Source organism: Alicyclobacillus pomorum DSM 14955 (genome assembly GCF_000472905.1).
Classification (GTDB): domain Bacteria; phylum Bacillota; class Bacilli; order Alicyclobacillales; family Alicyclobacillaceae; genus Alicyclobacillus_A; species Alicyclobacillus_A pomorum.
Window position 1 is genome coordinate 30,237 of sequence record NZ_AXAR01000017.1, and the last position, 25,238, is coordinate 55,474.

Here is a 25,238-nt window from a genome sequence, read left to right on the forward strand (position 1 = left end):
TATTCATGAACGTCGGGTACTGGCTGAAAGAAGTACGGGAGCATCGACCATTAGTCCACAATATCACGAACATCGTGGTCACGAACATTGCGGCAAACGTGCTACTGTCCGCTGGGGCATCTCCGGTGATGGCCGATGCCAAGGAGGAAGTTGCCGACATGGCACGGATTGCAAACGCTCTGTCCCTCAACATGGGCACCATCTCGGCGGACATCGTGGACGCCATGCTTCTCGCGGGTAAATCCGCAAACACGCACGGTGTACCGATTGTGTTCGATCCGGTCGGCATCGGAGCCACTCCTTACCGCACGGAAGTAGCCCATAGACTCACGTCCGAGTTGGATATCCAGGTGTTGCGCGGGAACGCGGGCGAAGTGGGCGTGTTGCTGGGCTGCGGCGGGGAAGTGAGAGGCGTGGACTCCGCAGGCGCGAGCGAAGATTTACCTGCTGCCATGAAGGCATACGCGAAGCAGCATGGTACGGTGGTGTTGGCGACAGGAGAAGTGGATCTCGTCACAGACGGAGAGTCTGTGTGGCGACTGCACAACGGTCACCCTTTGATGGCTGCCATCACGGGATCCGGGTGCATGTTGACTGCCTTGTTGGGTGGCTTCGTCGGCGTGGTACCGAAAGGCAGCCCGCTTCGCGTTTATGCAGAGGCGGCGGTGTCGGCCGTGACGTGCATGAATGTGGCAGGCGAGTTGGCGGCACGCGGATGCGACGGGCCAGGGACGTTCCAGGCGCGGCTGTTTGATGCACTGTATCAACTGCGGGAAGATGTGGTCAATGAATGCGCGAAGATAGAGCAGGTGAAGGTGGACTGACGTGGCTGAGAGAGACTTAGGATATCTGAAAGACAGGTTGCAATTATACGTCGTGACAGATGAACGGCCCGACACGGACAGCGTTCTGCAGGCGGTGCGTGAGGCCGTCGCTGGCGGAGCGACAGCTGTGCAATTGCGGCGCAAAAACGAAGACGGGCGCCGTCTTGTGGAGATGGGGCATGCCATTCGCCGGATCACACGGGAATTTGGCGCGCTGTATTTCGTGAATGACAGGGTGGATATTGCCCTCGTGACGGATGCGGATGGGGTACACGTCGGACAATCGGACATTCCTTGCAAGGACGTCCGGGCCTTGATGGGCGATAAATTTGTCGGCATCTCAGCGGCGACTGTTGAAGAAGCCAAGCAGGCTGAGCGGGACGGGGCGGATTACCTTGGTGTAGGCGCCCTCTATCCCACATCATCCAAGGCGGATGCCGAAGTGTGCGGCGTGGAAGCGTTGGAGGAGATCTTGCAAGTAGTCAGCATTCCTGTAGTCGGCATTGGGGGCATCAGCCTGGAAAACGTACAGGACGTGATTCGGGCCGGTGCGGACGGCGTTGCCGTCGTCTCTGCTGTCATGTTGGCGGCGAATCCGCGTTCAGCGAGCCAACAATTCCTGGAACAAATTCGAGCGGCACGCGGTTAAATCAGCGAGCGAATATCCCGGGGCACGTGTGGATGACACGTGCCCCACTGTTTGATTGCGTGCTGTATACTGGACACATATACCAGCGGGACGGGAGATGAAACATGGACAAGAGGCGCCTTGGTACAAGCGACTTATGGGTGTACCCCATAGGTGTGGGGTGTATGTCGTTCACATCGGAAGAGAATGCGCGGGAACTGATTCATGCTGCGTTGGAGAAAGGCGCAAACTTTTTTGATACAGCTGACTTGTACGGTCAAGGATTGAACGAAGAGTGGGTCGGGAAGGCGCTCAAACACCGCCGTCGGGATGTCATCCTTGCCACCAAAGTGGGCAATCGTTGGGAACCGGGCAAGCCAGGATGGTACTGGGGGCCCACGAAAGACTATATTCTTCATGCCGTTCGCGACAGCTTACGCCGCCTGCAAACGGACTATATTGACCTGTATCAATTACATGGAGGCACTTTGGAAGACCCGATAGACGACATTATCGAAGCCTTCGAGCAGCTGAAGTCGGAAGGACTGATTCGGTACTACGGGATTTCCTCCATTCGGCCGAACGTGATTCGGGAGTACGTCCGGCGCTCAAATATCGTCAGTGTGATGAGCCAATACAGTCTGTTGGATAGGCGCCCCGAGGAGAGCGTATTGGATCTGCTTCAAGATCACAATATTAGTGTGATTGCACGTGGCCCGCTGGCGCGTGGGTGGCTGTCCACAAAGGGGAAAAGCGGCCAAGAGCGTTTTCTGGATTACACGGCCCCTGAGATTCGGACTGTGCGCCAACAGCTGGGTGAAAGGATGGGTACAGACAGAACATTGACCGAGTTGGCGTTTGCCTACATTTTCGCGCATCCGGCTGTGACCGTGGCCATCCCTGGTGCGAGTCGTTTGGAACAGTTACTCGAGAACCTGGATAGTGTGCCGACCCGCTCGCTGTCACCGGAGGAGCTCTCGTGCATTCGGTCATACCTCAAGCCGCAACAGTACGAAGCACATCGTTGAGTGGAATAGTCCCACCAATGGAAAGGAGAGCGATGTAGAGGGTATATCCGCCTTTGCAAAGGGCTACAGTGAAAGGTGTATACGTGCAACTTTTGCCCCCACGCGGCGTAATGACTTGGACATAAGGGGGATACACCATGCGCAATATTCGGACAAGCCTCATTGTGTCAGTCGTTCTTGTTGCCGCCGCTTATGGCGGCATGCACTGGGCGTTTGATACGACTCGACCACTCTCCGATTCTCCCCAGATCAAGCGAAATTCGTTGAAAACAACAACAGACAAGCCCAACGCAGCGTCGCTGTCACATGCGGCACCGCCAGACGCCGTTCAGGTGGTTTCGAATCCCACCAGTCTTGAGGTGCTGGTGAACAAGGACTTCGCATTGCCCGCCAACTACACGCCACCGGATTTGGTAGATCCGAACGTGCCGTTCATCTTTTCTGGAAAAAGCGAGAAACGGCTCATGCGCAAGCCTGCCGCTGAAGCGCTGGAGCAGATGTTTGCTGCGGCGAAAAGAGACGGTATTTACCTGTCAGGGGTGTCAGCCTACCGTGCGTATGCCACGCAAAAATGGTTGTTCGACGATTACGCCAAACAGGACGGCTACCCAGCGGCCAATCGCTACAGCGCGTTACCTGGTGAAAGTGAGCACGAGACCGGTCTCGCTATTGACGTGAGTGGCAGCACCGGCCAGTATGCAGTGACGGACGCATTTGCCAATACGAAGGAAGCAACCTGGCTGGCGAAACATGCGTATAAGTTTGGATTTATCATCCGCTACCCCAAAGGTAAAGAAGCTATCACTGGGTATAAGTATGAACCTTGGCATCTCCGTTACGTGGGGCAAGAAGTGGCGGAAGTGATGACGAAAAAGGGAATGACGCTGGAAGAATACTTGGATAAAACACCGGTATAACCATCGGGGGCGAAAAGGCGGGGGGCACCAAAATGTTGTTCCCTGACGCGTTTGTCCACAGCCATCCATCCTGGATTGGCGAGCATTGGAAACGCATCAGTGTTATCCCCACAGAGAATGAGGCCGCAAGAAATTGCTGGCGATGTGCTTGCCTTTCTCGGAAGGTAGTCGTGTGAACTGCTGTTTTCCGGTGATCAGACCCTGGCTGTGATGGCTAGGGTCTTTTTGCTGTGAACAACTTGTCCACAACCAATCCAAAGCTGTGGATAAGTCCAGTTCCTGCGAATGAACTCTGCCATGGAGATCACCAAAAAAGCCTTGTGGCACCTACATTTACGAGGACAAAGGACAGTACCGTAGATGGCCATTTCATCGATTCGCAGGGAATTCAGACTAGCCTGTTATGTGGGTAAGGTCGCTGCTTATCCACACCGATTTTGCACATATCCACAATATCCACTGCACAGTGTGGATAAGTTCGTGGATAAGTAAGTGGATAACCCAGAATACAAGATCAATGCGGATCGGGATAGATGATTCAACTGTTGCGGTCTTTGCAGTAGGGTGGCCGGCACCGGTAATGAATAACTTGCCTACCGTCAAGGGAACCTAATCCAGAATCGGGCGAAAGGAGATGGAAGGGATGCAGGGACAGAATCAGCAGCAGGGTATGCCAGGACAGAACCAGGCTCAGGCACTCAGTCAAATGCAGCAGCAAAACCAAATACAGCAACAAGCGGTGATGCAGACGCCGCCACAGGTCATCACTTCGAAGGATTTGAGTTATCTGAAGGACGAGATGTCGTGGGAACTCATTGCGATGAAAAAGTGTGCGCATTACGCACAGGAGTGCACAGATCCAGAGGTTAGAGCGTGCATCGAGAACATTGAGAAGATGCACGAGCGGCACTACAATCTATTGCTCCAACAGTGCCAACCTACACCTGCAAACACAAGTGCGCAGGGTGCCACGGCGCAAATGCATTAAGGAGGGAGCGCGCAATGCAACAACAGAACCGGACCATCCAAAACCCGAAACCCGCCAACGAGCCAAAGGTCAAAGGACCGCAGATGAATGACAGAGACAGGCTGAACGATATTCTGTCAACAGAAAAATACTTGACAGACAGCTTCAACACGGCGGCACGTGAGGCAAGCCACGACCGTCTGCACCAAACGGTGATGACCGTTCTGACGGAGACGCATCAGGCTTCGAGAGATGCGTACAACATGATGTTTAAAAAAGGTTGGTACAAGCTCGAGGCCGAGACACCGCAAAGAATTCAGCAGGCACAACAACAGTTTCAGAATTACTCTACGCAGTTCCCGTACGGAAGCGGTCATCAAACTTTGCAATAGACATGACGAGCCCACACGAGGTATCGGTGGGCTCAACCTTGTTCAACCCTTCTTGCCAGAAAGCCTCTTGCTGCGTGAGCTCATTGGCAAACTGCACATGGGTGTACCCGCCCAGGGCGGCCTGTCAAAACCTTGTGATGACATTGAATCCTTTTGTCCGAAAATGGGTCATGTTATCAAACACTTCATTGACGTCCTCTAGGTACACCTCTCGCTCAACAAGTGATTTCGGGTTCAGGCGACCTTCTGACACCAAAGACAACAGCCCTCGATAATCCGGATGGGGAATGCCCAAACTACCCACAATTTCAATCTCTGCGCAGGTGATGAAGTCCATCGGTAATGCGACGAATCCGCCTTCTTCCGAGGTCGTTAAACCGATTTGCACGTGTCGACCACCTTTGCGTAAGGAAGACACAGAATTGAGTACTGTTTCCTTAATTCCTAAGGCGTCGATTCCAACATGTGCGCCACCCTTTGTGATTTCTTTGATGGCTTCCGGTACGATTTCTTTACGCGCATTGACGCCAGCGACCGCGCCTTCCTGTCGCGCTTTTTCCAGCTTCTCATCGTCCACATCCACTGCGATAACCTGGGCACCTACCGCGTAAGCTGTTTGAATCGCGGACAGACCTACACCGCCTGCGCCATGAATGGCAACCCATTCACCTGGCTTGACGTTGCCACGCATCACACCGTGATAACCGGTCATAAATCGACAGCCAATGGCAGCTGCCGTCACCGCGTCGACATTTTCAGGGAGGGGGATTAAATTGAAACTCGCATTTCGCACGACGACATATTCGGCAAAACTTCCATCCCAGTTGAAACCGTAAATTCCTAAGTTTTCACATCGGTTCGGAACCCCGCTATGGCAATACTCACAATGGCCGCAAGCGTAATGAAAGGGTACGGTGACTTTGTCGCCAATCTTGAATCCTTGGACGTCCTTGCCTAACGCCACCACTTCGCCGCCAAATTCATGTCCCGGAGTAATCGGCAATTCGGGGGCTAGTCCAATCCATGACCAGTCTCCCATCCATGCGTGCCAATCACTCCGACAAATTCCACTGGCCTCCACACGAACCACCGCGTCCTGGGGGCCTGGCGTCGGATCAGGGATGTTTTCAATGACCAGAGGTGTGCGATGTTCGACAACGCGTGCAGCTTTCAATGAACTCAGCTCCTTTTTCATTTGCTTTTTTAGATGAGAGAGACCAAAGATGGTCCGTTGCGACTTACGGTGACCGATATTCATGTTATGGGTGAATCTTCAGGACATTCCTCCGGAGGGTTCTCTTTTGAGGGTTGTTTCAGCTGATTCGATAACAGTTCCATCTTGTAGCCCGAGTGTAGTAAGCGCTTTCAATTGTTTTTACATGCATCCCCCCTCACTGTTCGCTAACTCCATTATAGCTTCAATCCGAGAAANTGTAATCTTCTGATAGTTATTCTTTCTGACCCCTCACCAATCCAACCGATCTTGCCAATCACTGAGTGTCGTTATATATTGGTAAACTATATGGATATTTTTCAATATTGTTTATTTATATGTTTCATACTAATATGATTGCATTCGACAAAATCCGATTCAAATCGTCAAACTTTTCGTTCACATAATTTTCACATGGAGGTACTAATACGTGAATTTATTTCGCAGGAAACCAATAACGCTGGGTAACAACTCCGGACTCGGTAGTTCTGCACTGAAGAAATCGTTAGGAGCGTTTGATCTAACGACACTTGGTATTGGTGCAATTATCGGTACGGGTATCTTTGTTCTGACCGGTGTAGTTGCAGCAGAACATGCAGGACCCGCGTTGATTCTATCCTTTGTTCTGTCGGGGATTGCATGTGTATTCGCCGCACTGTGTTACGCCGAGTTTGCTTCTACTGTGCCGGTTTCGGGTAGCGCATATACTTATAGTTACTCGACGTTCGGTGAGATGATTGCGTGGATTTTAGGTTGGGATTTGATTTTAGAATATGGACTCGCTTGCGCCGCGGTTGCGAGTGGGTGGTCAGGCTATTTTCAAGGCTTGCTCCAAGGTTTCGGGATACATTTGCCAACCGTTTTGACCAGTGCGTATAACCCAGCCAAAGGAACGTATTTTGATTTACCAGCAGTGATGATTATGCTCCTGATTACTTTCTTGTTGACACGCGGAGCGAAGGAATCTGCACGGATGAATGCCGTGATGGTTATCGTCAAAATCTCTGTCGTCTTATTGTTTATCGTAGTCGGTGTTTTTTACGTGAAACCAGCAAACTGGACACCGTTTATGCCGTTCGGCTTTTCCGGCGTGACCACAGGTGCTGCTACTGTATTTTTTGCCTATATTGGCTTTGATGCAGTATCAACCGCTGCCGAAGAAGTGCGAAATCCCCAGCGTGACATGCCGATTGGTATCATTGCATCGCTTGCGATTTGTACCGTGTTGTATATTGCTGTATCCCTCGTTTTAACGGGGATGGTTCCGTATCGTCTTTTGGATGTGAAAGACCCAGTTGCTTTTGCGATGCAATACGTACACCAAAACATGTTTTCCGGGCTGATTTCACTCGCTGCATTGCTGGGGATTACCACGGTGCTCTTAGTGATGAGCTATGGACAAACACGGCTTCTGTACGCGATTAGCCGAGATGGGCTTTTACCAAAGGCATTATCAAGGGTTAATCCGAAACGTCGCGTTCCGGTCATTTCAACTTGGACGACGGGCATTGTCGTATCGTTGGTCGCTGGTATCGTGCCATTGGATCGCCTTGCGGATCTCACTAATATCGGCACGTTGTTTGCCTTTGTGGCTGTCTCGATAGGTGTCGTGGTACTTCGCAAGACGGAGCCGAATCTGAAGAGAGCTTTTAAAGTCCCATTGGTTCCATGGATTCCGATTTTAGCTGTCATTTCCTGTGGCTACCTACTCTTGCAACTGTCTCATACCACGTGGATTAGCTTTGTCATTTGGTTTGCCATTGGTCTGGTTGTGTACTTCACCTATGGCCGTCGGCACAGTAAGTTGGCGCAACAAGAAGATGTTTCAGTGGAGGAGCCAACTTTAATGAGAATGTCATAACGGAATGCGTTTCATAAACGCACAGATGAACGATAACGGAGCAGTCGTTGATTCATGGGCGGATGCGAGTCTGTTTGGACCGTACCGACCATGACAGCCCTGCTCCGTGTTACATATCGGCCGACTTTGGCTGTGTAGGATGTATGAATGCGCTATCACAAGCTGCGTCTACTCTCCGCGCTGCATCCTGTAGCGAATCAGGCATCGTCTTTTTGATTTTCATCAATGACAGGGCCCTTCCTTACATGATGTGGTAGGACGCGACCCCGAAGATTCCCTTATGAAATTCTTAGGAACTTTTCATCTCATCTTAAAACTGCAGTGGTAGTTTGGGGCAATGAAGATCATAGCGGTTTCATATTCCGTAAAGATGGGATGTCGACATGAGACTCTCCGGATTGTTGTCCCCACTCACAACCTGTCGCATAGAAGCGGAGTTGAATCTGGACATCAAAGGGATTGCGTTTGATTCTCGCAAGGTGAACCCAGGTGACCTCTTCGTGTGTCTCACGGGAACGGCCCAAGATGGTCATGCATTCGTTCATGATGCCATCGGACGCGGCGCGATTGCTGTCGTCGCCGAACGGGAGCTCTCCGTTCCGAAACACGTCCCCGTGGTCGTCGTACCGGATTCGAGGGCTGCGCTGGCAGTCATTGCTGCACAGTTTTATCACCATCCCAGCAGAAAGTTGAAACTCATCGGCGTGACTGGGACGAACGGGAAAACGACGACCGTACAGTTGCTGAATCACATGCTGAATGAGTCTGGCAACCCGAGCGGGTCCATTGGAACCTTAGGAATGACTGTCGGTAATTATACGGAAAAGACGCGGAATACTACGCCGGAAAGCCTAGAGATTCAACGATATCTAAATATCATGGTTGAACACGGTGCCAAGTACGCCGTGATGGAGGTATCCTCCCACGCATTACACATGGGGCGTGTCCGCGAGTGCCACTTTCATACAGGTGTGTTTACAAACCTTACGCACGACCATCTCGACTACCATCGTAGTTTTGCTGAGTATCAAGAGGCTAAAAAAATACTGTTTTCCGCATTGCCATCTGCTGACGCAGGACATGCGTCCTATGCCATTCTCAACGTCGATGACAGTAGTTCTGAAGTGTATGCACGCGCTACGAAAGCGCGCATCCTGACCTACGGAACGTCATCAAGAGCAAACGTAAGGGCAGAAGATATTTGTGTAACACCATCGGGCACGTCCTTTACCGTCCAAGGCCTGGGATCTCGAGTGCACATACACTGGCGACTTCCTGGCGTCTACAATGTCTACAACGCGCTGGCTGCTCTCTGTACAGGGGTGGCCCACGAGATTCCGATGGAGCAGATGGTGGCAGCACTGGAGAGTTTTCATGGTGTGGAAGGTCGTTTTGACACGCTGGTATCCCGGAATGGGGTAAAGGTGATTGTTGACTACGCGCATAACCCTGACGCCTTGAAGAATTTGTTAGTCACCGCCCGACAGGTCAGTTCCGGACGGGTATATTGTGTGTTTGGGTGTGAAGGGGATAGGGATAGATACAAGCGTCCAGTGATGGCCAACATCGCACTCGAACTGAGCGATTTTCCTGTTTTAACGCTGGATAATACGCGGACAGAAGACCCGGATTCTATATTGAGAGACATGACCTCTGATTACGTGCGACGTGAAGTACCAAAATCCGCGTATCGCGTAATCTCGGACCGTCGCGAAGCGATATGGTTTGCCCTCGAACGCGCGAGATCTGGGGATGTCGTCGTCATTGCAGGCAAGGGCCACGAGACAGTACAAATTCTAGGGCAAACAGAAGTTCCCTTTAACGACAAACAAGTTGTACGAGAGTTTTGGAGTCAACTTGGTTTGCTGTCTTGATTACAGTCGGTACTCAACGATACGGAAGAGGCGTCGAGGTCGCCCAACAGTTCCATAGGACAACGCTTCCGCCGCAATCTGTTTTTCAACCAAGTAATCGAGATATGTCCGTGCTGTAGAACGGCTGACTCCGGCCAGCTCGGCGACTTCTTCCGCAGTGCATGCCCTTCCTGCTTGCTCCAGCGCCCTGCCAATGCGGTCAAGGGTTCGCCGGTCAATACCAGATTCGCCTTCGTGCTTCTGCACGCCCGTCGCGCGGATTTGTTTCAAATGGTCCACTACTTTCTGGTCGACGGACAGTGACATGGACAATCGTTTCTTGTACTGGGCATACTTCTGCAGGGATTCACCGAGACGTTCCAAGTTAAAGGGTTTCATCAGATAATCAAAAATTCCTAAACGAAAACCCTCTTCAACGACTTCCAATTCTTTGGCCGCGGTAATGAGAATGACGTCACAAGGGATCTTTTGAGAACGGATTTCACTCAGGACATCGAGCCCGCTTTTGTCGGGCAAATAGACGTCGAGAACCAGTAAGTCGGGAGGATTTTGCTTTAACAGATGTAATGTTTCCTCACCGGTGTACGCTGTATCGAGGACCTTGTAATGCGACTGCGCATCGATGTACTTTGCGTGAAGTCGCGCAATCATAAAGTCATCGTCCACGACCAAGACCTTTAGGACATTTGTCATCGGCATTCCACGATTTCCCCTTTCGGCAGGACCATTTCCAGGATGGCTCCCTGGGAAGACGAGAGAATGGACAATTTGCCGTTTGCATTGGCGACCATTTGAGAACACAGTGACAAACCAAAACCGCGACCCGGACCTTTCGTGGTGACTCCGTCCTCAAAAATTCGACTTCCGAGTTGCGGGTGAATGCCTGGGCCGGTGTCCTTTACAGTCAGCGTGAAAGACTCTCCTTCATCATTCAGATACACGGTCACCATGGGTTCGCGGCTTTTGGTTCTTTCACCCGCCAAAGCTTCTAAAGCGTTTTCAATCGCGTTGCCAAGGACTGTGACGACAACATCGCGATGGGGGCAGTGTTCGGACAGTTTTGACGCGGAGTCGATGGTCAACTGGATACCAAGCTCCCGAGCCCGGTGAATCTTGCCGACAATGATGGCCAGAACCGCCGGATCGCGGATTCGATGTGCGAAAAAGGAAAGTAGTTGGTGCTGTTCTCCGTTGATGTCATCGATGAGTTCACGGACGAGGTCGTACTCCTCTAACTGAATTAGTCCGGAAATGGTGTGTAAGCGATTCATAAACTCATGTCGCTGACTGCGCAAGGCGTCCGCATAGCGCTCAATATCTTCCAGACGCCGTTCCATTTGGTCCAGCTGCATCTTATCTCGGAAGGTGATGACAGCACCCATCGCTTCATTGTTGAGAAGCACTGGTACGCGGTTGACCATAATCATTGTGTTTCCGATGATCATGGGTAGATCAACGTAATCTGGGCCGTCGGAAATGACTGTACAGAGTCGCGGGTACGGCACAACGTCTTCTGGCTCCTTTCCTAACAAATCGTGAGCTTCCAAATCCAGAATCCGCTTTGCTTGTTGGTTGCACGCGCTGATGTGTCCTGTGCTGTCTACAGCCAGAATGCCTTCTTGGATGGATTGTAAGATGGCGGATTGTTCTTGAACCAATTGTGCGATTTCGGACGGCTCCATTCCGAAAATTTGCCGTTTGACGTGACCAGATAAGAGATGCGCACCCAACAAAGTCATGAGGAAGGCGCCTGTGCTCAAGCCAATGACTTCCATTAACGACATTCCAATTTGCTTCCAGATATCGCTGACGAGGAACCCAACAGATACAACGCCAATTTGCCGGTGGTTTGCGTCGAAAATGGGCGCCTTACCGCGGATGGATAAGCCAAGGGTTCCCACTGCCTTCGTAATGCTTGTTTTCCCTTGCAGTACGATTTCATCGTCACCCCCGACCATTTTCTTTCCGATTTGACTGGGGTCAGGGTGGCTGTATCGGACGAGTTGCATGTTTCCCACGACGATAAATTCGGCACCGACGGTGCGTCGGATCCGCTCCACGAGAGGTTCTATGATGCTTGGCGGGTTCTTCGCGTGGAACGCCTGTATGATTTGGGGCATATCCGCGACAGTTTCCGCAATTTGTAAAGACTGCTCTCCCTTGTCCTGAAACTCGTCTTTGATGGTGATGTATGAAAAGCCGGATGCGACAAGGAGAAATCCAAGCAGCGCGTTCAGGCCGACAAATAAGTTCAATTTCGCCCGGAGTGTGAGGCGTGCCTTCCGCACGTGAATTCCACCCTTACACTGATAGATTGTTGAATTATTGATAATATTACAACTATCATAGACATAAATCGATGAATGGTTCCAATTCACGACCTCGATGTACCTCCCGCCACGGATACTTGAGTAGACTTCCTCAGCGTCCATACACAGAGACAGATACCCCATTTTCAGTCTGCCAAAATCGTCAAAATCATTAAAACCGAATCATTGAAACAATTCGTCAAATATCTATTCAGGCTATTGGATTTGGCTTATGTTTTGACCTATAACAGACAAATTCCAATCAGTTATGGGTGGTGGTACAAATGACAACTGAGAGAATGGTTCGATATGTTGCTCCAGACAATGCCTCGACGCCTGTGATCAATCTGAAAGCGGTTACAAAAGAATATATCAAGCCTACAGGAGAAATCCACACCGTTCTACAGGACATCAACCTCCAAATCGGCAAGGGCGAATTTTGTTCCATTGTCGGTCCATCAGGGTGTGGTAAGTCAACGACGCTGAATCTGATTGCCGGCTTTGAAGCACCCACCGCCGGCAAAATTCAAATTGGTGGAACCTTGTTGCAAGGTATCAATCCGTCGGCAGCGTGCGTGTTTCAAACGGACAATACGTTTCCGTGGAAAACCGTCATCGACAACGTGTCACTCGGCCTGAGACTGCACGGAATGAAAAAATCCGAGGCCTACGAACAAGCGCGGCACTGGATTGAAAGAGTCGGGTTGAAAGGGTTTGAGAACCACTACCCTAGTCGGCTGTCCGGCGGCATGCGCAAACGCGTTGCCCTTGCACAGTGCCTGATTATGCAGCCAGAGATCCTCTTGATGGACGAATCGTTTTCAGCCCTCGACGTTCACACCCGTTCGGTGATGGAAAATGAACTGCTGTCCATTTGGGAGGAAACTTCCGCATCCGTGGTGTTTATCACACACGACCTTGAAGAAGCCATTGCACTCAGTGATCGGGTCATTGTGATGACGGCTGGACCAGCCGCCACCATCAAGGGAGATTACCGAATTGACCTGGAGCGGCCCCGCAACGTCGCGGAAATCCGGTTCGATCCGGAATTCTTAAAACTCCACCAACAAATCTGGAATGACTTGAGAGATGAGGTGATGACAAGTTATGCACAGCTCCACTAACGTAAGTCAAACTCAAATTGAAATGACAGCGCGGAAAAATGCGCTTCGCTCACAAGCCATTCGAAATCGCCTGCGGACACTTGTGCTGCAAATTCTCGTCTTTGCTCTCATTGTCGGGTCGTGGCAGCTCCTTTCCAGTCGGCATTGGATTGACCCATTTTTCTTCTCCAGCCCGGTGGACATTGTGAAGCACATTGAGACATGGGTGGTAGACGGGACGAGTGCTGGCCCGCTGTACGAACATTTTGTCGTGACATTTGAAGAAACGGTGATTTCTTTCATCATCGGCACGATTCTGGGTGTCGTGATGGGGTACCTGCTCGGCAGGAACAAGTTGTTGTCGGATATCTTTGGTCCTTACATTACGATGCTGAATGCATTGCCCAGAGTCGTGCTGGCCCCGATTTTCATTGTTTGGTTTGGCCTTGGTATGCCATCAAAAGTCGCACTCGGGGTGACGCTCACCTTCTTCATCGTGTTCTTCAACGCCTTTCAAGGCGTTCGAGAAGTGGATCGAAATCTCGTCAATAACGCCCTGCTTTTGGGGGCGAATCAGCGCCAGCTTGCGCGGCACGTGATTATCCCATCTGCGCTGACGTGGATTCTTTCCAGTCTGCACACCAGTTTTGGTTTTGCGTTGACCGGCGCGGTGGTTGGAGAGTTCATTGGCGCCACCAAAGGACTTGGTTTCCTCATATCTGAAGCACAAGGTTCATTCGACACAACCGGGGTCTTTGCCGGGATGGTACTGCTGTCCATCACATCGTTGTTGGCGGATTGGTTGGTCACTCGTTTGGAACGCCGATTCGTTGTGTGGCGTTCAACGGCCAAATAAAAACGAAACTCAGGGAGATGGTCAAATGAAACTGCGCTTCAAACTCAGCACGGGCATTGCTGCGATTTCCGCGTTCGCATTGCTGGTAACAGGTTGCGGAACGAATTCGAGTCCAACGTCAGACGCCAAGACATCCAACTCAGGGGGGAGTAGTAGTTCTGCACCGACCATAAAAATCATGGTTGGCGGCATGTCCAAGATTATCTATCTGCCGGCGGAATTGACAGCTCGCCTCGGCTATTTCAAACAAGAAGGGCTGAATGTACAGTTACTCGATGAGACTGCTGGCGTAAGTGCTGAAGACGAATTGGTCTCCGGGCAAGTCGACGGCGTGGTTGGGTTTTACGACCACATTATTGACTTGCAGGCAAAGGGCAAAAACTTGGTCGACGTGGTTCAGTTGAACGCGACACCGGGCGAGCGATTGATGGTGGTCAACAGCGAGAAAAACCAAATCAAGACGTTAGCCGACCTGAAAGGGAAGAAAATTGGAGTCACAGACCTCGGATCGTCCACGAACTTCCTCGCGAGCTACCTTGTCGTCAAGGGCGGCAATTCGGCATCAAGCTACACGCCGGTGCCGGTGGGCGCGGGTCAGACGCTTATCGCGGCGATGCAGCAGGGACGGATTGACGCAGCTGTCACCACGGAACCTACCGTCTCTCTCTTGGAACAAAAGAACCTTGCATTTCCGTTGGTTGACATGGCGTCAGTGGATGCCATGAACAAAGTACTTGGTGGCACCTATCCCGCGTCGTGTTTCTATATGAAAGCGGACTATGTTCAAGCCCATCCAGACGTCGTTCAAAAACTTGCGGACGCTTTTGTGAAGACGATGCAATACATTCATACGCATACACCGGAGCAAATCGCTGACCAACTTCCATCGGAGTACTATGCTGGAAACAAGCAAATGTACCTGATGGCGCTGACGAAGAGTATGCCGATGTTCACACCGGACGGCAAAATGCCGACGAATGGTCCGGAGACCGTCTTGAACGTATTGACCGCGTTCAACCCGCAGCTCAAACACGCAAACATTAACTTGTCTGCTACGTACACGACACAATTCGTGGACAAGGCGTTGCAGGGTCACTGATGGCGTATCTCCTGGTTTTGAGGCCCAGAGTTCTTCGCCCTACCTATTGGTATAGGAGGTCTGGGTGACAGAGAGGGTACCAATCGGCCGGATTGGTACCCTTTTCATTGGTGTGAGGACCATTGTGCATGTGAGACGAATCCCTACCGCCCAGGAGTCAGATTTTCCTCAGCGCGTGCTCCAAGTCCTCCAATAAATCTTCTGCGTCTTCAAGTCCTACGGACAGGCGAAGCAATCCGTCCGTAATCCCCAATCGGCGACGCTGTTCTTCCGGCATGGCGGCATGAGACATGCGTGCAGGATAGGACAAAATGGTTTCCACAGCGCCGAGGCTCACGGCAAAGATGGGTACATGTAAGTGTTCGACGAACCTGCGTACGGCATCTGAAGACCCTAAGTCAAACGACAGCACGGCTCCTGGCCCCTGCGCTTGCCGTTGGTGAATCTCCGCCCCAGGATGTGTGGGCAGGCCTGGGTAAAAGACGTTGTGCACTTTGCTGTGTTGGCTCAAGTAGGCGGCAATCTGACTGGCTGTGGCCTGGCTTTGACGAATTCTCAAGGGGAGTGTCTTGATGCCGCGCATCAGCAGCCAGCTATCTTGGGGCCCGAGGACGCCGCCGCATCCGTTCTGAATGAGGTAGATTTCTTCGGCTAAATCATCGTCGTTGCAGGTCGCAACGCCGGCTACAACGTCGGAGTGCCCGCCGAGAAACTTGGTCGCTGAATGCACGACGACATCTGCGCCGAGTGCGTGAGGATTTTGCAGACAAGGGGACATAAACGTGTTGTCCACGATGGACAGCAGGCCGTGGTCGCGCGCGATGTGAACCGCGCCTGCCAAATCTGTCACGCGAAGATTCGGGTTGGACGGTGTCTCCAGGTAGATGGCCCGGGTTTGTGGGCGAATGGCGGCTTCAATCTGGTTCAAGTCCGTCGTATCGACAAACGTTGTTTCAATCCCGAGCCGCGTGAACACTTTGGTCAGCGCGCGGAACGTGCCACCGTACACGTCTTCACAGGCAATGATGTGGCTCCCGGCCGAGAGGGTGAGCAGCACACCGGTGATAGCCGCCATGCCCGAGCTGAACGCGAATCCATGGCGGGCTCCTTCCAATGCCGCAATGGCGTGTTCTAGCGCTGCGCGTGTCGGATTCCCCGAGCGCGCATAGTCAAATTTGGGTGTATCGTCGAGGCTCTCCCAGTGAAAGGTGGAGGATTGGAAAATGGGGACCGACGAAGCGCCCGTGTGTGGGCAAATCTCAACCCCGGTATGCAGGGCCAATGTGTCAAACTTCATCCCACCGTCACCTCCTGCCTTGCGGATGTTAGGGCTGCATGGATATCTGTCATTAAGTCGTCTGCGCTCTCGATTCCGACGGAAAGTCGAAGCAACCTGTCCGTCACTCCGCAGCGATTCCGCATATCTTCTGGAATGTCGCAATGCGTTTGACGCGCCGGGTACGTGATCAGCGACTCTACGCCGCCCAGGCTCTCGGCAAACGTGATCACACGGAGATGTTCGAGAAACGGAGCAATCCAGTCTGCGCTGTGCACTTCAAACGATATCATTCCGCCATATCCCCTCGACTGCTGCTCGTGAATGGACCGACCAGGGTGCTCTTGCAAACCAGGGTAATACACGCGGGAGACCAGTGGATGTTGTACCAACCAGCTGGCCAGTTTGCGGGCGTTTTCTTCGTGCCGTTCCATACGGAGGTGCAGCGTCTTGATACCGCGCAACAGTAACCATGCGTCTTGGGGGCCGAGGACGGCGCCGACGGAGTTCTGGATGAAGTATAACTTGTCGGCGAGTGCTGCATCGCGAACCACCAGTGTTCCGGCTAACACGTCGTTGTGGCCGCATAGATACTTGGTCGCGGACTCAACCACAATGTCTGCACCGAGATCCAGTGGACGCTGGTGATAAGGCGTCATAAACGTGTTGTCTACAATGAGCAGCAGGTTTTTTGCCCGCGCGAGATGGGCGCAAGCCTGGATATTTGTCACTTTCAACGTGGGATTGCTTGGGGTCTCGACAAACAGTGCCACGGTGGTGGGACGGACGTTCGATTCGACAGCGGAGAGGTTGGACGTATCGACGTAAGTGGCATCAACGCCGACGGGGCGCAGAAGCTGCTCGAACAACCGATATGTGCCGCCGTACAAATCGTCGGACAACAGAACGTGGTCTCCGGGACGAAATAGGCGGGTTACTGCGTCAATGGCTGCCATACCAGAGGAGAAGGCGAATCCGCGAATCCCGTTGTGAAGGCTGGCCAGGGTGTCTTCCAGAGCGAGGCGCGTCGGATTGAGGCTGCGTGTGTAGTCAAAACCAGTGGATTGCCCGAAACCAGGGTGTCCGTACGTGGTGGAGTGATGGATTGGAATGGAAATGGCTCCCGTACTCGGGTCTTTGCGGTTCCCGGCTTGCGAACAGATGGTTTCAATTTGCATGTCGATGTCCTCCCTCATTTCCCACTAGACTCGGCAGACTCCACCAGGTCAACAAAAAACCCACTCGCGAGGAGTGGGTGTGTCTGGCGACGGTCAGACAAAGGGCACTCCTCTCATCTCTCAGGTGCATGCACCTGCAGGAATTAGCACCTCTCCGGATTTCTCCGGTGGTTGCCGGGCTTCATCGGGCCAGTCCCTCCGCCGCTCTGGATAAGAGTTCGACCTATTCCGTTGTGATGTTGGAGAAAATATATCATTCATGTCACCCGCTCGTCAAACTATTTCTGAAGTGAGTGTGTTGTGAAATTTATAAGAATGGGGATTGACACGTGAACTAAAGTGGGGGTACCATGCTTGCAGGTCAATTTAAATAATACTCATCGGAATATGGGGTGATGGAGTTGGCTCAAGGCGTATTGGATACTGATCACATCGCCCGTTTGGCCACGGAGTTAGAGTATGCAAGTCCGCAGGAAATCCTGCAGGTGGCGGTACAAGAGATTGCAAACCTGACGTTTGCCTGCAGTTTCGGTGCGGAGGATATGGTGTTGCTCGACATGCTGATGTCCATTGCTCCTCAGACCACTGTATTCTATCTCGACACGGACGTTTTGTTTGAGGAGACGTATGCATTGCGGGATCGGGCCGTGGCGAAGTACGGCATTCCCAACTTGCTGCAGGTACGACCGAAGTTGACGCTCGAAGAGCAGGCGTCACAATTCGGCGATGCGCTTTGGGAACGTGACCCCAACCAATGCTGCAATATTCGAAAGGTTCAACCGTTGACCGAGACGCTGGCCAAGTTTGATGGGTGGATTACAGGGATACGCCGCGAACAAGCACCGACACGTGCGAACGCGCAGGTGTTTGAAGTAGATAGAAAGTTCAATTTGGTCAAAGTCAATCCGCTGGCCACTTGGACAGAGGGGCAAGTATGGAAGTACATCCGAGACCACGACGTTCCCTACAATCCTCTGCACGACCAAGGTTACCCGAGCATCGGTTGTTTCCATTGTACTCGTCCTGTAAAGCCTGGGGAAGATCCGCGCAGCGGGCGGTGGGCAGGTTTTGAGAAAACGGAGTGCGGTCTTCACAAGTGAGCGATTTGCAAGATTTCACTAGCGTCGTTTCGTCATCACACGAAGTGTTTCATGACTGTGTGAAACACTTCGTGTGTTGAACTAGTTGTCACAATGGCAAATCGCCGAAGTCGCCGGCTCACGATGGGGTGGTGCGTAGGAGGATGACCGTGGATTGGAAGATTGCATGCGTCGGATTCGTCGTCGGCAGCCTCATCGGTCTCACGGGCATGGGGGGCGGTTCCGTGATGACGCCCTTGATGATTTTTATGTTGCACATGCACCCGACGGTTGCTGTTGGAACGGATCTACTCTACTCGTCGGTCACCAAAGTCGTCGGCTCCATCCAACATATCTACCAGAAAACAGTTGATTTCCTCGCTTTCCGCTGGCTCGCCTACGGGAGCGTACCGGGAGCGCTGATTGGAGCCACAGTGATTGGATTGTTGTTGCGCCACTACCCGGAACACGAGGTGAACACGCTCGTCGGCCGACTGCTTGGCGTTGTCTACATCCTCGCACTTGCCGCGATGATCTGGCGCTGGCTGGCTCGTCATCGAGTCAAGCCAACGACAAGTGAACCAAAACCTACGTTGCGGTGGAAGTTGGCGTCACTCGGTTTTTTTGCTGGAGCAGTCGTTGGCATGACTTCGGTCGGGAGCGGCAGTCTGTATATCGCTGTTCTCGGCCTGCTGTATCCCATATCTGCGGCGAAGTTGGTCGGTACAGACATCTTGCAGGGCATGTTAGTGACCGGTGTGGGCGGGATTGCGCACCTGGCCTTTGGCAACGTGGATTTGCCTATGGTGTTCGCGCTGTTGTGCGGGTCTATACCTGGCATCCTCGTGGGCAGTCGCATGACCGTCCGCATGCCAGAGTGGGCGGTCCAAACCGCGATTGTCATGATGCTCGGCTGGTCCAGCTGGAATTTACTCGCGAAATAACCCACAAACGCCGCTCGTTCAAAGCATCAAGTGGAGTTTTGGGCAGTTTCTGACAATGACATCAAGGAGGAGAATCACGTGTCTCTCATTGAACCCCACGGCGGTGTGTTGGTACAACGTCAACTCACCGGGCAGGCCAGGGAGGAAGCCCTTCGCGAAGCGCAGAGTTTCCGAAAGATTGTGATTTCAACCTGGACGATTTCCGACCTTGAACTGATTGGAGTGGGCGTGTTTTCCCCACTGAACGGGTTTGTGAACCAAGCGGACTGGAAAAGCATTATCGAAGAGATGCACCTGTCGAACGGCTTGGTCTGGACCATTCCGGTGACCTTGCCGGTGGAGGAGCACATTGCGAAGGCAGTCAAGGTCGGAGAAACCGTCGCACTGGTTGGCGAAGATGGTGTCATCTACGGAACGCTCGACGTGGAAGAGGCGTACCGTGTGGATAAGCGGGTGGAAGCAAAGGGGGTATACGGGACCACCGACGAGGAACACCCCGGGGTCAAGCGCCTTTTGCAGCAAAGCCCATACCATTTGGCCGGGCCGATTACCCTTCTCAATCGCAAAGAGCCCACAGAATTTGCGGAGTTCTACCTGGATCCAGTCGAGACCCGCGCGGCGTTTGAACGACGCGGATGGCGCACGGTGGTTGGTTTTCAGACGCGCAACCCAGTTCACCGGGCGCACGAGTACATCCAGAAATCGGCCTTGGAAATTGTAGACGGACTGTTTCTCAATCCGCTGGTCGGAGAAACGAAGGCAGATGACATCCCGGCGGATGTGCGGATGCGCAGCTACCGGGTCCTGTTGGATCACTACTATCCGAAGGACCGTGTGTTCCTATCGGTATACCCGGCTGCCATGCGGTATGCGGGGCCGCGGGAGGCCGTGTTCCATGCGCTCGTGCGCAAAAACTTCGGCTGTACACACTTCATTGTAGGGCGCGATCACGCCGGTGTCGGCAATTATTACGGTACCTACGACGCTCAGCACATTTTCCGCAACTTTCGTCCCGAGGAACTCGGCATCCAACCTCTCTTCTTTGAAAACAGCTTTTACTGTGAGAAATGCGACGGTATGGCATCGGAGAAAACCTGCCCACACGACGCTGAGTACCGCTACATGCTCAGCGGCACAAAGGTGCGTCAAATTTTGCGATCCGGCCAAAGGCCATCACCCAAGTTTACGCGGCCGGAAGTGGCAGAGGTGCTTGTGCAAGGACTGGCGGAGGTGATTCCAGTTGGCTGACGAGAAGAATGTGTCCAAAGTAGAGCTGATTAAAGAAGCCAGCAACCACTTGCGTGGGACCATTGCGGAGGCGTTGCAGGACGGAACGAGCCACTTTTCTGAGGAGAACTTTCAAGTCCTCAAATTCCATGGGGTCTACCAGCAGGACAACCGCGACTTGCGCAAGGCGCTCAAGAAAGAAGGAAAAGAACGCGCGTACTCGATGATGATCCGCGCCCGCATTCCGGGGGGCGTGTTGAATGCGGAGCAATATCTGCAGTTTGACCGCTTGGCAGATTTGTATGGCAGCGGCAGCCTGCGCATCACGACGCGTCAGACGTTCCAGTTGCACGGTGTGCTCAAGCACAACTTGAAAGAGACCATTCGCTCTATCAACGAGGTGCTCATCACAACCCTCGGTGGCTGCGGAGATCAGGTGCGCAATACCATCTGTTGCGCCGCTCCGCATCACGGACCGTTTTACGATGAAGTGCGTGCCGACTTGCTGGCCGTGGTCGACCGCCTGTCGGCCAAGACGCACGCCTACCACGAAATCTGGTTGGATGGCGAAAAGGTTACTCTGGACGAGGATGAAACGGAGGAACCGGTCTACGGGCGCACGTACCTCCCACGCAAGTTTAAGCTTGCCTTCGCGTACGAGGGTGACAATTGCAGTGATATTTACTCGAATGACATCGGCATTGTCGCACATCGCGACGGAGATGCGGTTGCCGGCTACACGTTGGTTGTCGGAGGTGGCATGGGCCGCACGGCCAGCGACAAAAATACGCATCCGGCGCTCGCAAAGCCGCTGGCGTTTGTGACGAGAGATCAGTTGGTCGATGTGTGCACCGCCATCGTGAAGGTGCAACGCGACCACGGCAATCGTGTGGACAGAAAGTTTGCACGAATGAAGTACCTGATTGAGGCGAAAGGCCTCGACTGGTTCAAAGCACAGGTGGAGGCGGTGTACGGCGCCAAACTGTTGCCGCCGAGAAATTTGGTCTGGCATTCTTCTGCGGATCACCTGGGGCGGCACGTCGATGAAAACGGCAAGGGGTACCTGGGTCTGTTCATCGCAAGCGGGCGCATCCGGGATACAGATGAAGTTCCATTGAAGACCGTGTTGCGCGAGATTGTGCAAACGTACCGCCCGGTGATTCGCTTGACCACGCAGCAAAACTTGTTGCTCACGGAATTGAGCGTGGAAGCGCTGGATGAGATTGAACAGAAGCTTCGGGCCGCAGGGATCCACTTGGCGTCCGAGTTTCCACCGACGAGGCTGGCGTCTATGACTTGCGTGGCTCTCCCCACCTGCGGGTTGGCCATTGCAGAGTCGGAGCGGGTATTTCCGGCGGTGATCAGGCAGTTTGAGTCGGTATTGGAGGAGTTGGGGCTTGCTGAGGAGAGCATCAGCGTTCGCATGACGGGCTGTGCGAATGGTTGCGCACGTCCGTATATCGCTGAAATCGGCTTTGTCGGGCGCGCCCTCGGGAAATACGACGTATTTCTTGGCGCCAATGCGGAAGGCACGCGGTTGAACCAACTGTTCAAGGAAATGGTGCCTCTCGACAACCTGGTGGACACTGTCCGCCCCCTGTTGAAGGCGTACGCAGAAGAGCGCCTGCCCAACGAGCGGTTTGGGGATTTCTGTCACCGTGTCGGATTGGAGCGACTGCGCGAGCTGGAGTCGATTTCGGTCGGGTAGGGAGGAATGCAGCGATGGTGTCAGGCCGTGTGTATCTCATTGGTGCCGGACCGGGGGACCCTGGACTGTTGACCGTGAAGGGCAAGCAGTGCCTGGAACGCGCGGACGCAGTCGTGTTTGACCGCCTGCTTTCGCCGAGATTGCTGGGGTATACCAAACCCGGCGCGGAATTGTACTTTGTTGGGAAGGCCGCGGATCATCACACCATGGCCCAGGAGTCTATCAACCAGTTGCTTGCGGAGCTGGCCAAAGCGGGGAAAACGGTCGTCCGTCTGAAAGGGGGCGATCCGTTCGTGTTCGGACGCGGCGGCGAAGAAGCAGCGTATCTGCAGGCGGAAGGTATCCCGTGGGAAGTGGTGCCAGGTGTTACGTCCGCTGTCGCGGTCCCGGCGTATGCTGGCATTCCTGTCACCCATCGCGCGGTCTCTCCTTCGTTTACCGTGGTCACGGGCCATCGCTGCAAAGGTCAAGAAGATTCACTGGACTGGCAAGCGCTCGCCAACGTAGAAGGGACACTGTTGATTCTCATGGGCGTACGTCAGTTGCCGGACATTGTGGGACACCTGATGGCACATGGGAAGGCGCCTGATACGCCGATTGCGCTCATTCGCTGGGGCACGCGTGCTGCCCAGGAGACGCTGGTGGGTACGTTGGCAGATATCGTGGCAAAAGTGGAAGCCGCGCGCTTTCAAGCGCCGGCCTGCATTGTCATCGGCCCGGTTGTCGCCGCCCGGGAAACGCTGCAGTGGTCGGAACTGCGACCGCTCTTCGGCAAACGGATCCTGGTGGCGGCAGAAACGAGGGAGTCTGCAGATGCGTTGTCCTGTGGCCTGGAACGCTTGGGCGCGGAAACGGTGGGCTTTGCGGTAGAGGATGCCCTGCAGTTAGATGGTGACGGCGTGATGACGGCGATTACGGGTAGTCTCAGCGGTCCGTCTTCGTGGGTGTTTCACACGGCGCTCGGTGTGCGGGATTTCTTCCACCATTGGCGAGCGTCTGTGAAAGACGTCCGACAATTGGCGGGCATGCAGTTTGCAGCCACCAGTGCCTCAGCCGCTGAGGCCTTGCGTGCACAGGGTATTGTTCCGGATTTCTTGGCGGAATCGCCAGCATCCAAGTCGCTGTCGCTGTGGGTGGACGCGGCTCTGTTGCGTGGACGGGTCTTCGCGGAAGAGGTGCCTGTGTGCCACCCGCACAAGGCAATTGCTGTGCTCCGGCACGGGATCCAAGTGCAAGTGCTGCCTTGGCGCCACATCGGGGACACACATCCGGCAACGGTGCTGCTGGAAGAATGGTTGGCAGAGGGATACGACGAAGTCCATGCGGAAACACCTTGGGCCGAGTCCGTGATGCGCGCTGTGTACCTGGGACAAAACAGTGCCGCACAGCCACTCGGTTGGGCGCTGGGCGCGCCATGACGACGGGGATACTGTTTGTCGGACATGGTACGAAAAACGAACAGGGATTGGCCGAATTTCGTACGCTCATATCTCACGTCGCAAGGCGACTTCCGAGTGACGTCCACATTGTCCATCACTCGTTTGTGGAATTTGCGGAACCGACCGTTGTCGAAGGCATCCATCAGTGTATTGCCGACGGGGCGACGGATGTACTCCTCGTTCCCATCTTCTTGTTTACGGCACAGCACCTCAAACGGGATGTGCCCGGTATGATGGCGAAAGCAAGCGCATCCCATCCCGATGTGACGCTTCGGATGACACCGTCTCTTGGCCATCTCCCTGCGTTTCTCAGCGTGGCCGCAGAGCGGTTGCGCCAAGCAGGCTATGAGAGCGGCAGCGATGCACCGGTCTTGTTGATTGGCCGCGGAAACAAAGACCCGAAGGCACAAGCTACGTTCGAGCAAGCTGCGCTGAGGCTACATACGGAGCACAACGTTTCCAGGCTGGAAACTGCGTATCTATCTGGCACAGGCGTGAGAATGGAAAGCGTGTTGGAGACGATGGTTAAGCGCGGTGAGAGAGAAGTGTGGATACTCCCGTACTTGTGGTTCGCTGGGTATTTGACGGAGAAGCTTCCGGACCGGGTTGCGCGTGTTTTACGGGGGACAGGTGTGTGTGCTCGAATTGCATCGTATCTCGGCGTTCACGATGCCTTGGTCAATGCCATTCTCGACGAGGTAGACAAACAGCTGGAGCATCGATGCATGAATCATCATCGATGCATGAATCATCAGCGCTTCACTATCCCATAATATTCTGAACGAGGAAACACCCCTGACGGGCACGTCAGGGGTGTCGTCGAGCTTATTTCAAGTCTTTCTGAATGTCGTTCTTGACCTTCTGAGCATTGGTGCCCGAGTGCAGCCCGAGGGAAGCCGAGTTGCTCAGATCCTGTTGGATTTCGTTTTGGACCTGTTGCGCATCTGTGCCGGATAGGCTGTTGGTCATTTGGCCAGCAGGTCCGGCAGATTGGGCCTGTGCCTGGAACTGGTTGCTGGCACCAGCTGACTGCTGAAGGTCCTGTTGGATTTCGTTCTGGACCTGTTGCGGATTTGTGCCGGATAGGCTGTTGGTCATTTGTCCAGCAGATTGGGCTTGAGCCTGCATCTGATTATTGGCGCCAGCTGACTGCTGAAGGTCCTGACGAATGTCGTTCTTCACTTTTTGCGGATTGGTCATTGCTCTACCTCCTGTGTGCTGGGATTGAACTGCAGGCACTATTGTGCGTGGTGGAGGCGGCAATCATGTACGGTGCTTACGGCAGTGATTCCCACTTGTTCCAACGTGGGAGACCG

Annotated in this window: 23 protein-coding genes and 1 riboswitch; of the genes, 17 read left to right on the top strand and 6 right to left on the bottom strand. The window is 53.4% G+C overall.

Annotated elements, in window-relative coordinates:
• Positions 1-5: 5 nt before the first annotated feature.
• The 6 genes from thiM (at position 6) to YWK_RS0114990 (ending at position 4,756) form a co-directional block, all read left to right on the top strand.
• Positions 6-824 carry a hydroxyethylthiazole kinase gene (thiM, locus tag YWK_RS0114965; RefSeq protein ID WP_026965434.1) on the top strand — a complete coding sequence of 273 codons (819 nt, stop codon included), beginning with the start codon at positions 6-8 and terminating at the stop codon, positions 822-824.
• A gap of 1 nt (position 825) precedes the next feature.
• Complete coding sequence (thiE, locus tag YWK_RS0114970) at positions 826-1,473, top strand: thiamine phosphate synthase (protein ID WP_084453756.1); 648 nt, start codon at positions 826-828, stop codon at positions 1,471-1,473.
• Positions 1,474-1,577: 104 nt separating this feature from the next.
• Positions 1,578-2,480 carry an aldo/keto reductase gene (locus tag YWK_RS0114975; protein ID WP_026965436.1) on the top strand — a complete coding sequence of 301 codons (903 nt, stop codon included), beginning with the start codon at positions 1,578-1,580 and terminating at the stop codon, positions 2,478-2,480.
• 137 nt (positions 2,481-2,617) lie between these two features.
• Positions 2,618-3,397 (top strand): M15 family metallopeptidase, encoded by a 780-nt coding sequence (locus YWK_RS0114980; protein ID WP_026965437.1) that lies wholly within the window; start codon positions 2,618-2,620, stop codon positions 3,395-3,397.
• A 643-nt stretch (positions 3,398-4,040) separates the two neighbouring features.
• Positions 4,041-4,385: a hypothetical protein gene (locus tag YWK_RS20180; RefSeq protein ID WP_245578634.1), complete on the top strand. Its 345-nt coding sequence runs from the start codon at positions 4,041-4,043 to the stop codon at positions 4,383-4,385.
• Positions 4,386-4,399: 14 nt separating this feature from the next.
• Positions 4,400-4,756, top strand: a complete 357-nt coding sequence (locus tag YWK_RS0114990) for a spore coat protein (RefSeq protein ID WP_026965438.1) — start codon at positions 4,400-4,402, stop codon at positions 4,754-4,756.
• Positions 4,757-4,880: 124 nt separating this feature from the next.
• On the opposite strand, the gene YWK_RS0114995 is transcribed toward YWK_RS0114990, so the two are convergent.
• The gene (locus tag YWK_RS0114995) at positions 4,881-5,930 is read right to left on the bottom strand and encodes a zinc-dependent alcohol dehydrogenase family protein (RefSeq protein WP_026965439.1); all 1,050 of its coding nucleotides are present in this window, start codon (positions 5,928-5,930) and stop codon (positions 4,881-4,883) included.
• A 469-nt stretch (positions 5,931-6,399) separates the two neighbouring features.
• Between YWK_RS0114995 and bcaP the strand changes: the two genes are divergently transcribed.
• A complete protein-coding gene (gene bcaP / locus YWK_RS0115000; RefSeq protein ID WP_026965440.1) occupies positions 6,400-7,830 on the top strand; it encodes a branched-chain amino acid transporter BcaP in 1,431 nt (476 codons plus the stop codon).
• Between the two features lie 383 nt (positions 7,831-8,213).
• Positions 8,214-9,704 carry a UDP-N-acetylmuramoyl-L-alanyl-D-glutamate--2,6-diaminopimelate ligase gene (locus YWK_RS0115005; protein ID WP_026965441.1) on the top strand — a complete coding sequence of 497 codons (1,491 nt, stop codon included), beginning with the start codon at positions 8,214-8,216 and terminating at the stop codon, positions 9,702-9,704.
• Here the strand turns inward: YWK_RS0115005 and YWK_RS0115010 are convergent, their stop codons facing one another.
• Together YWK_RS0115010 and YWK_RS0115015 are read right to left on the bottom strand one after the other, a co-directional pair.
• Entirely contained in the window at positions 9,705-10,403 is a 699-nt protein-coding gene (locus YWK_RS0115010) for a response regulator (protein WP_051375643.1), read from the bottom strand.
• A complete protein-coding gene (locus YWK_RS0115015; RefSeq protein WP_051375644.1) occupies positions 10,394-11,992 on the bottom strand; it encodes an ATP-binding protein in 1,599 nt (532 codons plus the stop codon). Before YWK_RS0115015 ends, YWK_RS0115010 begins: the two co-directional genes overlap by 10 nt.
• A gap of 305 nt (positions 11,993-12,297) precedes the next feature.
• On the opposite strand from YWK_RS0115015, the gene YWK_RS0115020 reads away from it, so the two are divergent.
• The 3 genes from YWK_RS0115020 to YWK_RS0115030 are packed head-to-tail and all read left to right on the top strand — an operon-like array spanning position 12,298 to position 15,071.
• Positions 12,298-13,137, top strand: a complete 840-nt coding sequence (locus YWK_RS0115020; protein WP_084453758.1) for an ABC transporter ATP-binding protein — start codon at positions 12,298-12,300, stop codon at positions 13,135-13,137.
• The gene (locus YWK_RS0115025; protein WP_084453759.1) at positions 13,121-13,972 is read left to right on the top strand and encodes an ABC transporter permease; all 852 of its coding nucleotides are present in this window, start codon (positions 13,121-13,123) and stop codon (positions 13,970-13,972) included. Before YWK_RS0115020 ends, YWK_RS0115025 begins: the two co-directional genes overlap by 17 nt.
• A 25-nt stretch (positions 13,973-13,997) precedes the next feature.
• Positions 13,998-15,071: an ABC transporter substrate-binding protein gene (locus YWK_RS0115030; protein ID WP_026965446.1), complete on the top strand. Its 1,074-nt coding sequence runs from the start codon at positions 13,998-14,000 to the stop codon at positions 15,069-15,071.
• Positions 15,072-15,228: 157 nt separating this feature from the next.
• Here the strand turns inward: YWK_RS0115030 and YWK_RS0115035 are convergent, their stop codons facing one another.
• Together YWK_RS0115035 and YWK_RS0115040 are read right to left on the bottom strand one after the other, a co-directional pair.
• A complete protein-coding gene (locus YWK_RS0115035) occupies positions 15,229-16,368 on the bottom strand; it encodes a trans-sulfuration enzyme family protein (protein ID WP_026965447.1) in 1,140 nt (379 codons plus the stop codon).
• A complete protein-coding gene (locus tag YWK_RS0115040; RefSeq protein WP_026965448.1) occupies positions 16,365-17,525 on the bottom strand; it encodes a trans-sulfuration enzyme family protein in 1,161 nt (386 codons plus the stop codon). The genes YWK_RS0115035 and YWK_RS0115040 overlap by 4 nt, the downstream gene beginning before the upstream one ends.
• Positions 17,526-17,635: 110 nt before the next feature.
• Positions 17,636-17,742, bottom strand: a riboswitch (SAM riboswitch).
• A gap of 184 nt (positions 17,743-17,926) precedes the next feature.
• Here YWK_RS0115040 and YWK_RS0115045 point away from each other — a divergent pair.
• The 6 genes from YWK_RS0115045 to YWK_RS21150 all read left to right on the top strand — a co-directional run bounded on the left by YWK_RS0115045 (position 17,927) and on the right by YWK_RS21150 (position 24,695).
• Positions 17,927-18,625: a phosphoadenylyl-sulfate reductase gene (locus tag YWK_RS0115045; protein ID WP_245578635.1), complete on the top strand. Its 699-nt coding sequence runs from the start codon at positions 17,927-17,929 to the stop codon at positions 18,623-18,625.
• A 143-nt stretch (positions 18,626-18,768) separates the two neighbouring features.
• The gene (locus tag YWK_RS0115050) at positions 18,769-19,548 is read left to right on the top strand and encodes a sulfite exporter TauE/SafE family protein (protein ID WP_026965450.1); all 780 of its coding nucleotides are present in this window, start codon (positions 18,769-18,771) and stop codon (positions 19,546-19,548) included.
• A gap of 78 nt (positions 19,549-19,626) precedes the next feature.
• Entirely contained in the window at positions 19,627-20,796 is a 1,170-nt protein-coding gene (sat, locus tag YWK_RS0115055; protein WP_026965451.1) for a sulfate adenylyltransferase, read from the top strand.
• Complete coding sequence (locus tag YWK_RS0115060; RefSeq protein ID WP_026965452.1) at positions 20,789-22,483, top strand: NADPH-dependent assimilatory sulfite reductase hemoprotein subunit; 1,695 nt, start codon at positions 20,789-20,791, stop codon at positions 22,481-22,483. The genes sat and YWK_RS0115060 overlap by 8 nt, the downstream gene beginning before the upstream one ends.
• 14 nt (positions 22,484-22,497) lie before the next feature.
• Entirely contained in the window at positions 22,498-23,901 is a 1,404-nt protein-coding gene (cobA, locus tag YWK_RS20185) for a uroporphyrinogen-III C-methyltransferase (protein ID WP_051375645.1), read from the top strand.
• Complete coding sequence (locus tag YWK_RS21150) at positions 23,898-24,695, top strand: sirohydrochlorin chelatase (protein WP_026965453.1); 798 nt, start codon at positions 23,898-23,900, stop codon at positions 24,693-24,695. Before cobA ends, YWK_RS21150 begins: the two co-directional genes overlap by 4 nt.
• Before the next feature lie 52 nt (positions 24,696-24,747).
• Here YWK_RS21150 and YWK_RS0115075 read toward each other — a convergent pair whose 3' ends face one another.
• Complete coding sequence (locus YWK_RS0115075; protein WP_026965454.1) at positions 24,748-25,122, bottom strand: hypothetical protein; 375 nt, start codon at positions 25,120-25,122, stop codon at positions 24,748-24,750.
• Positions 25,123-25,238 lie beyond the last annotated feature (116 nt).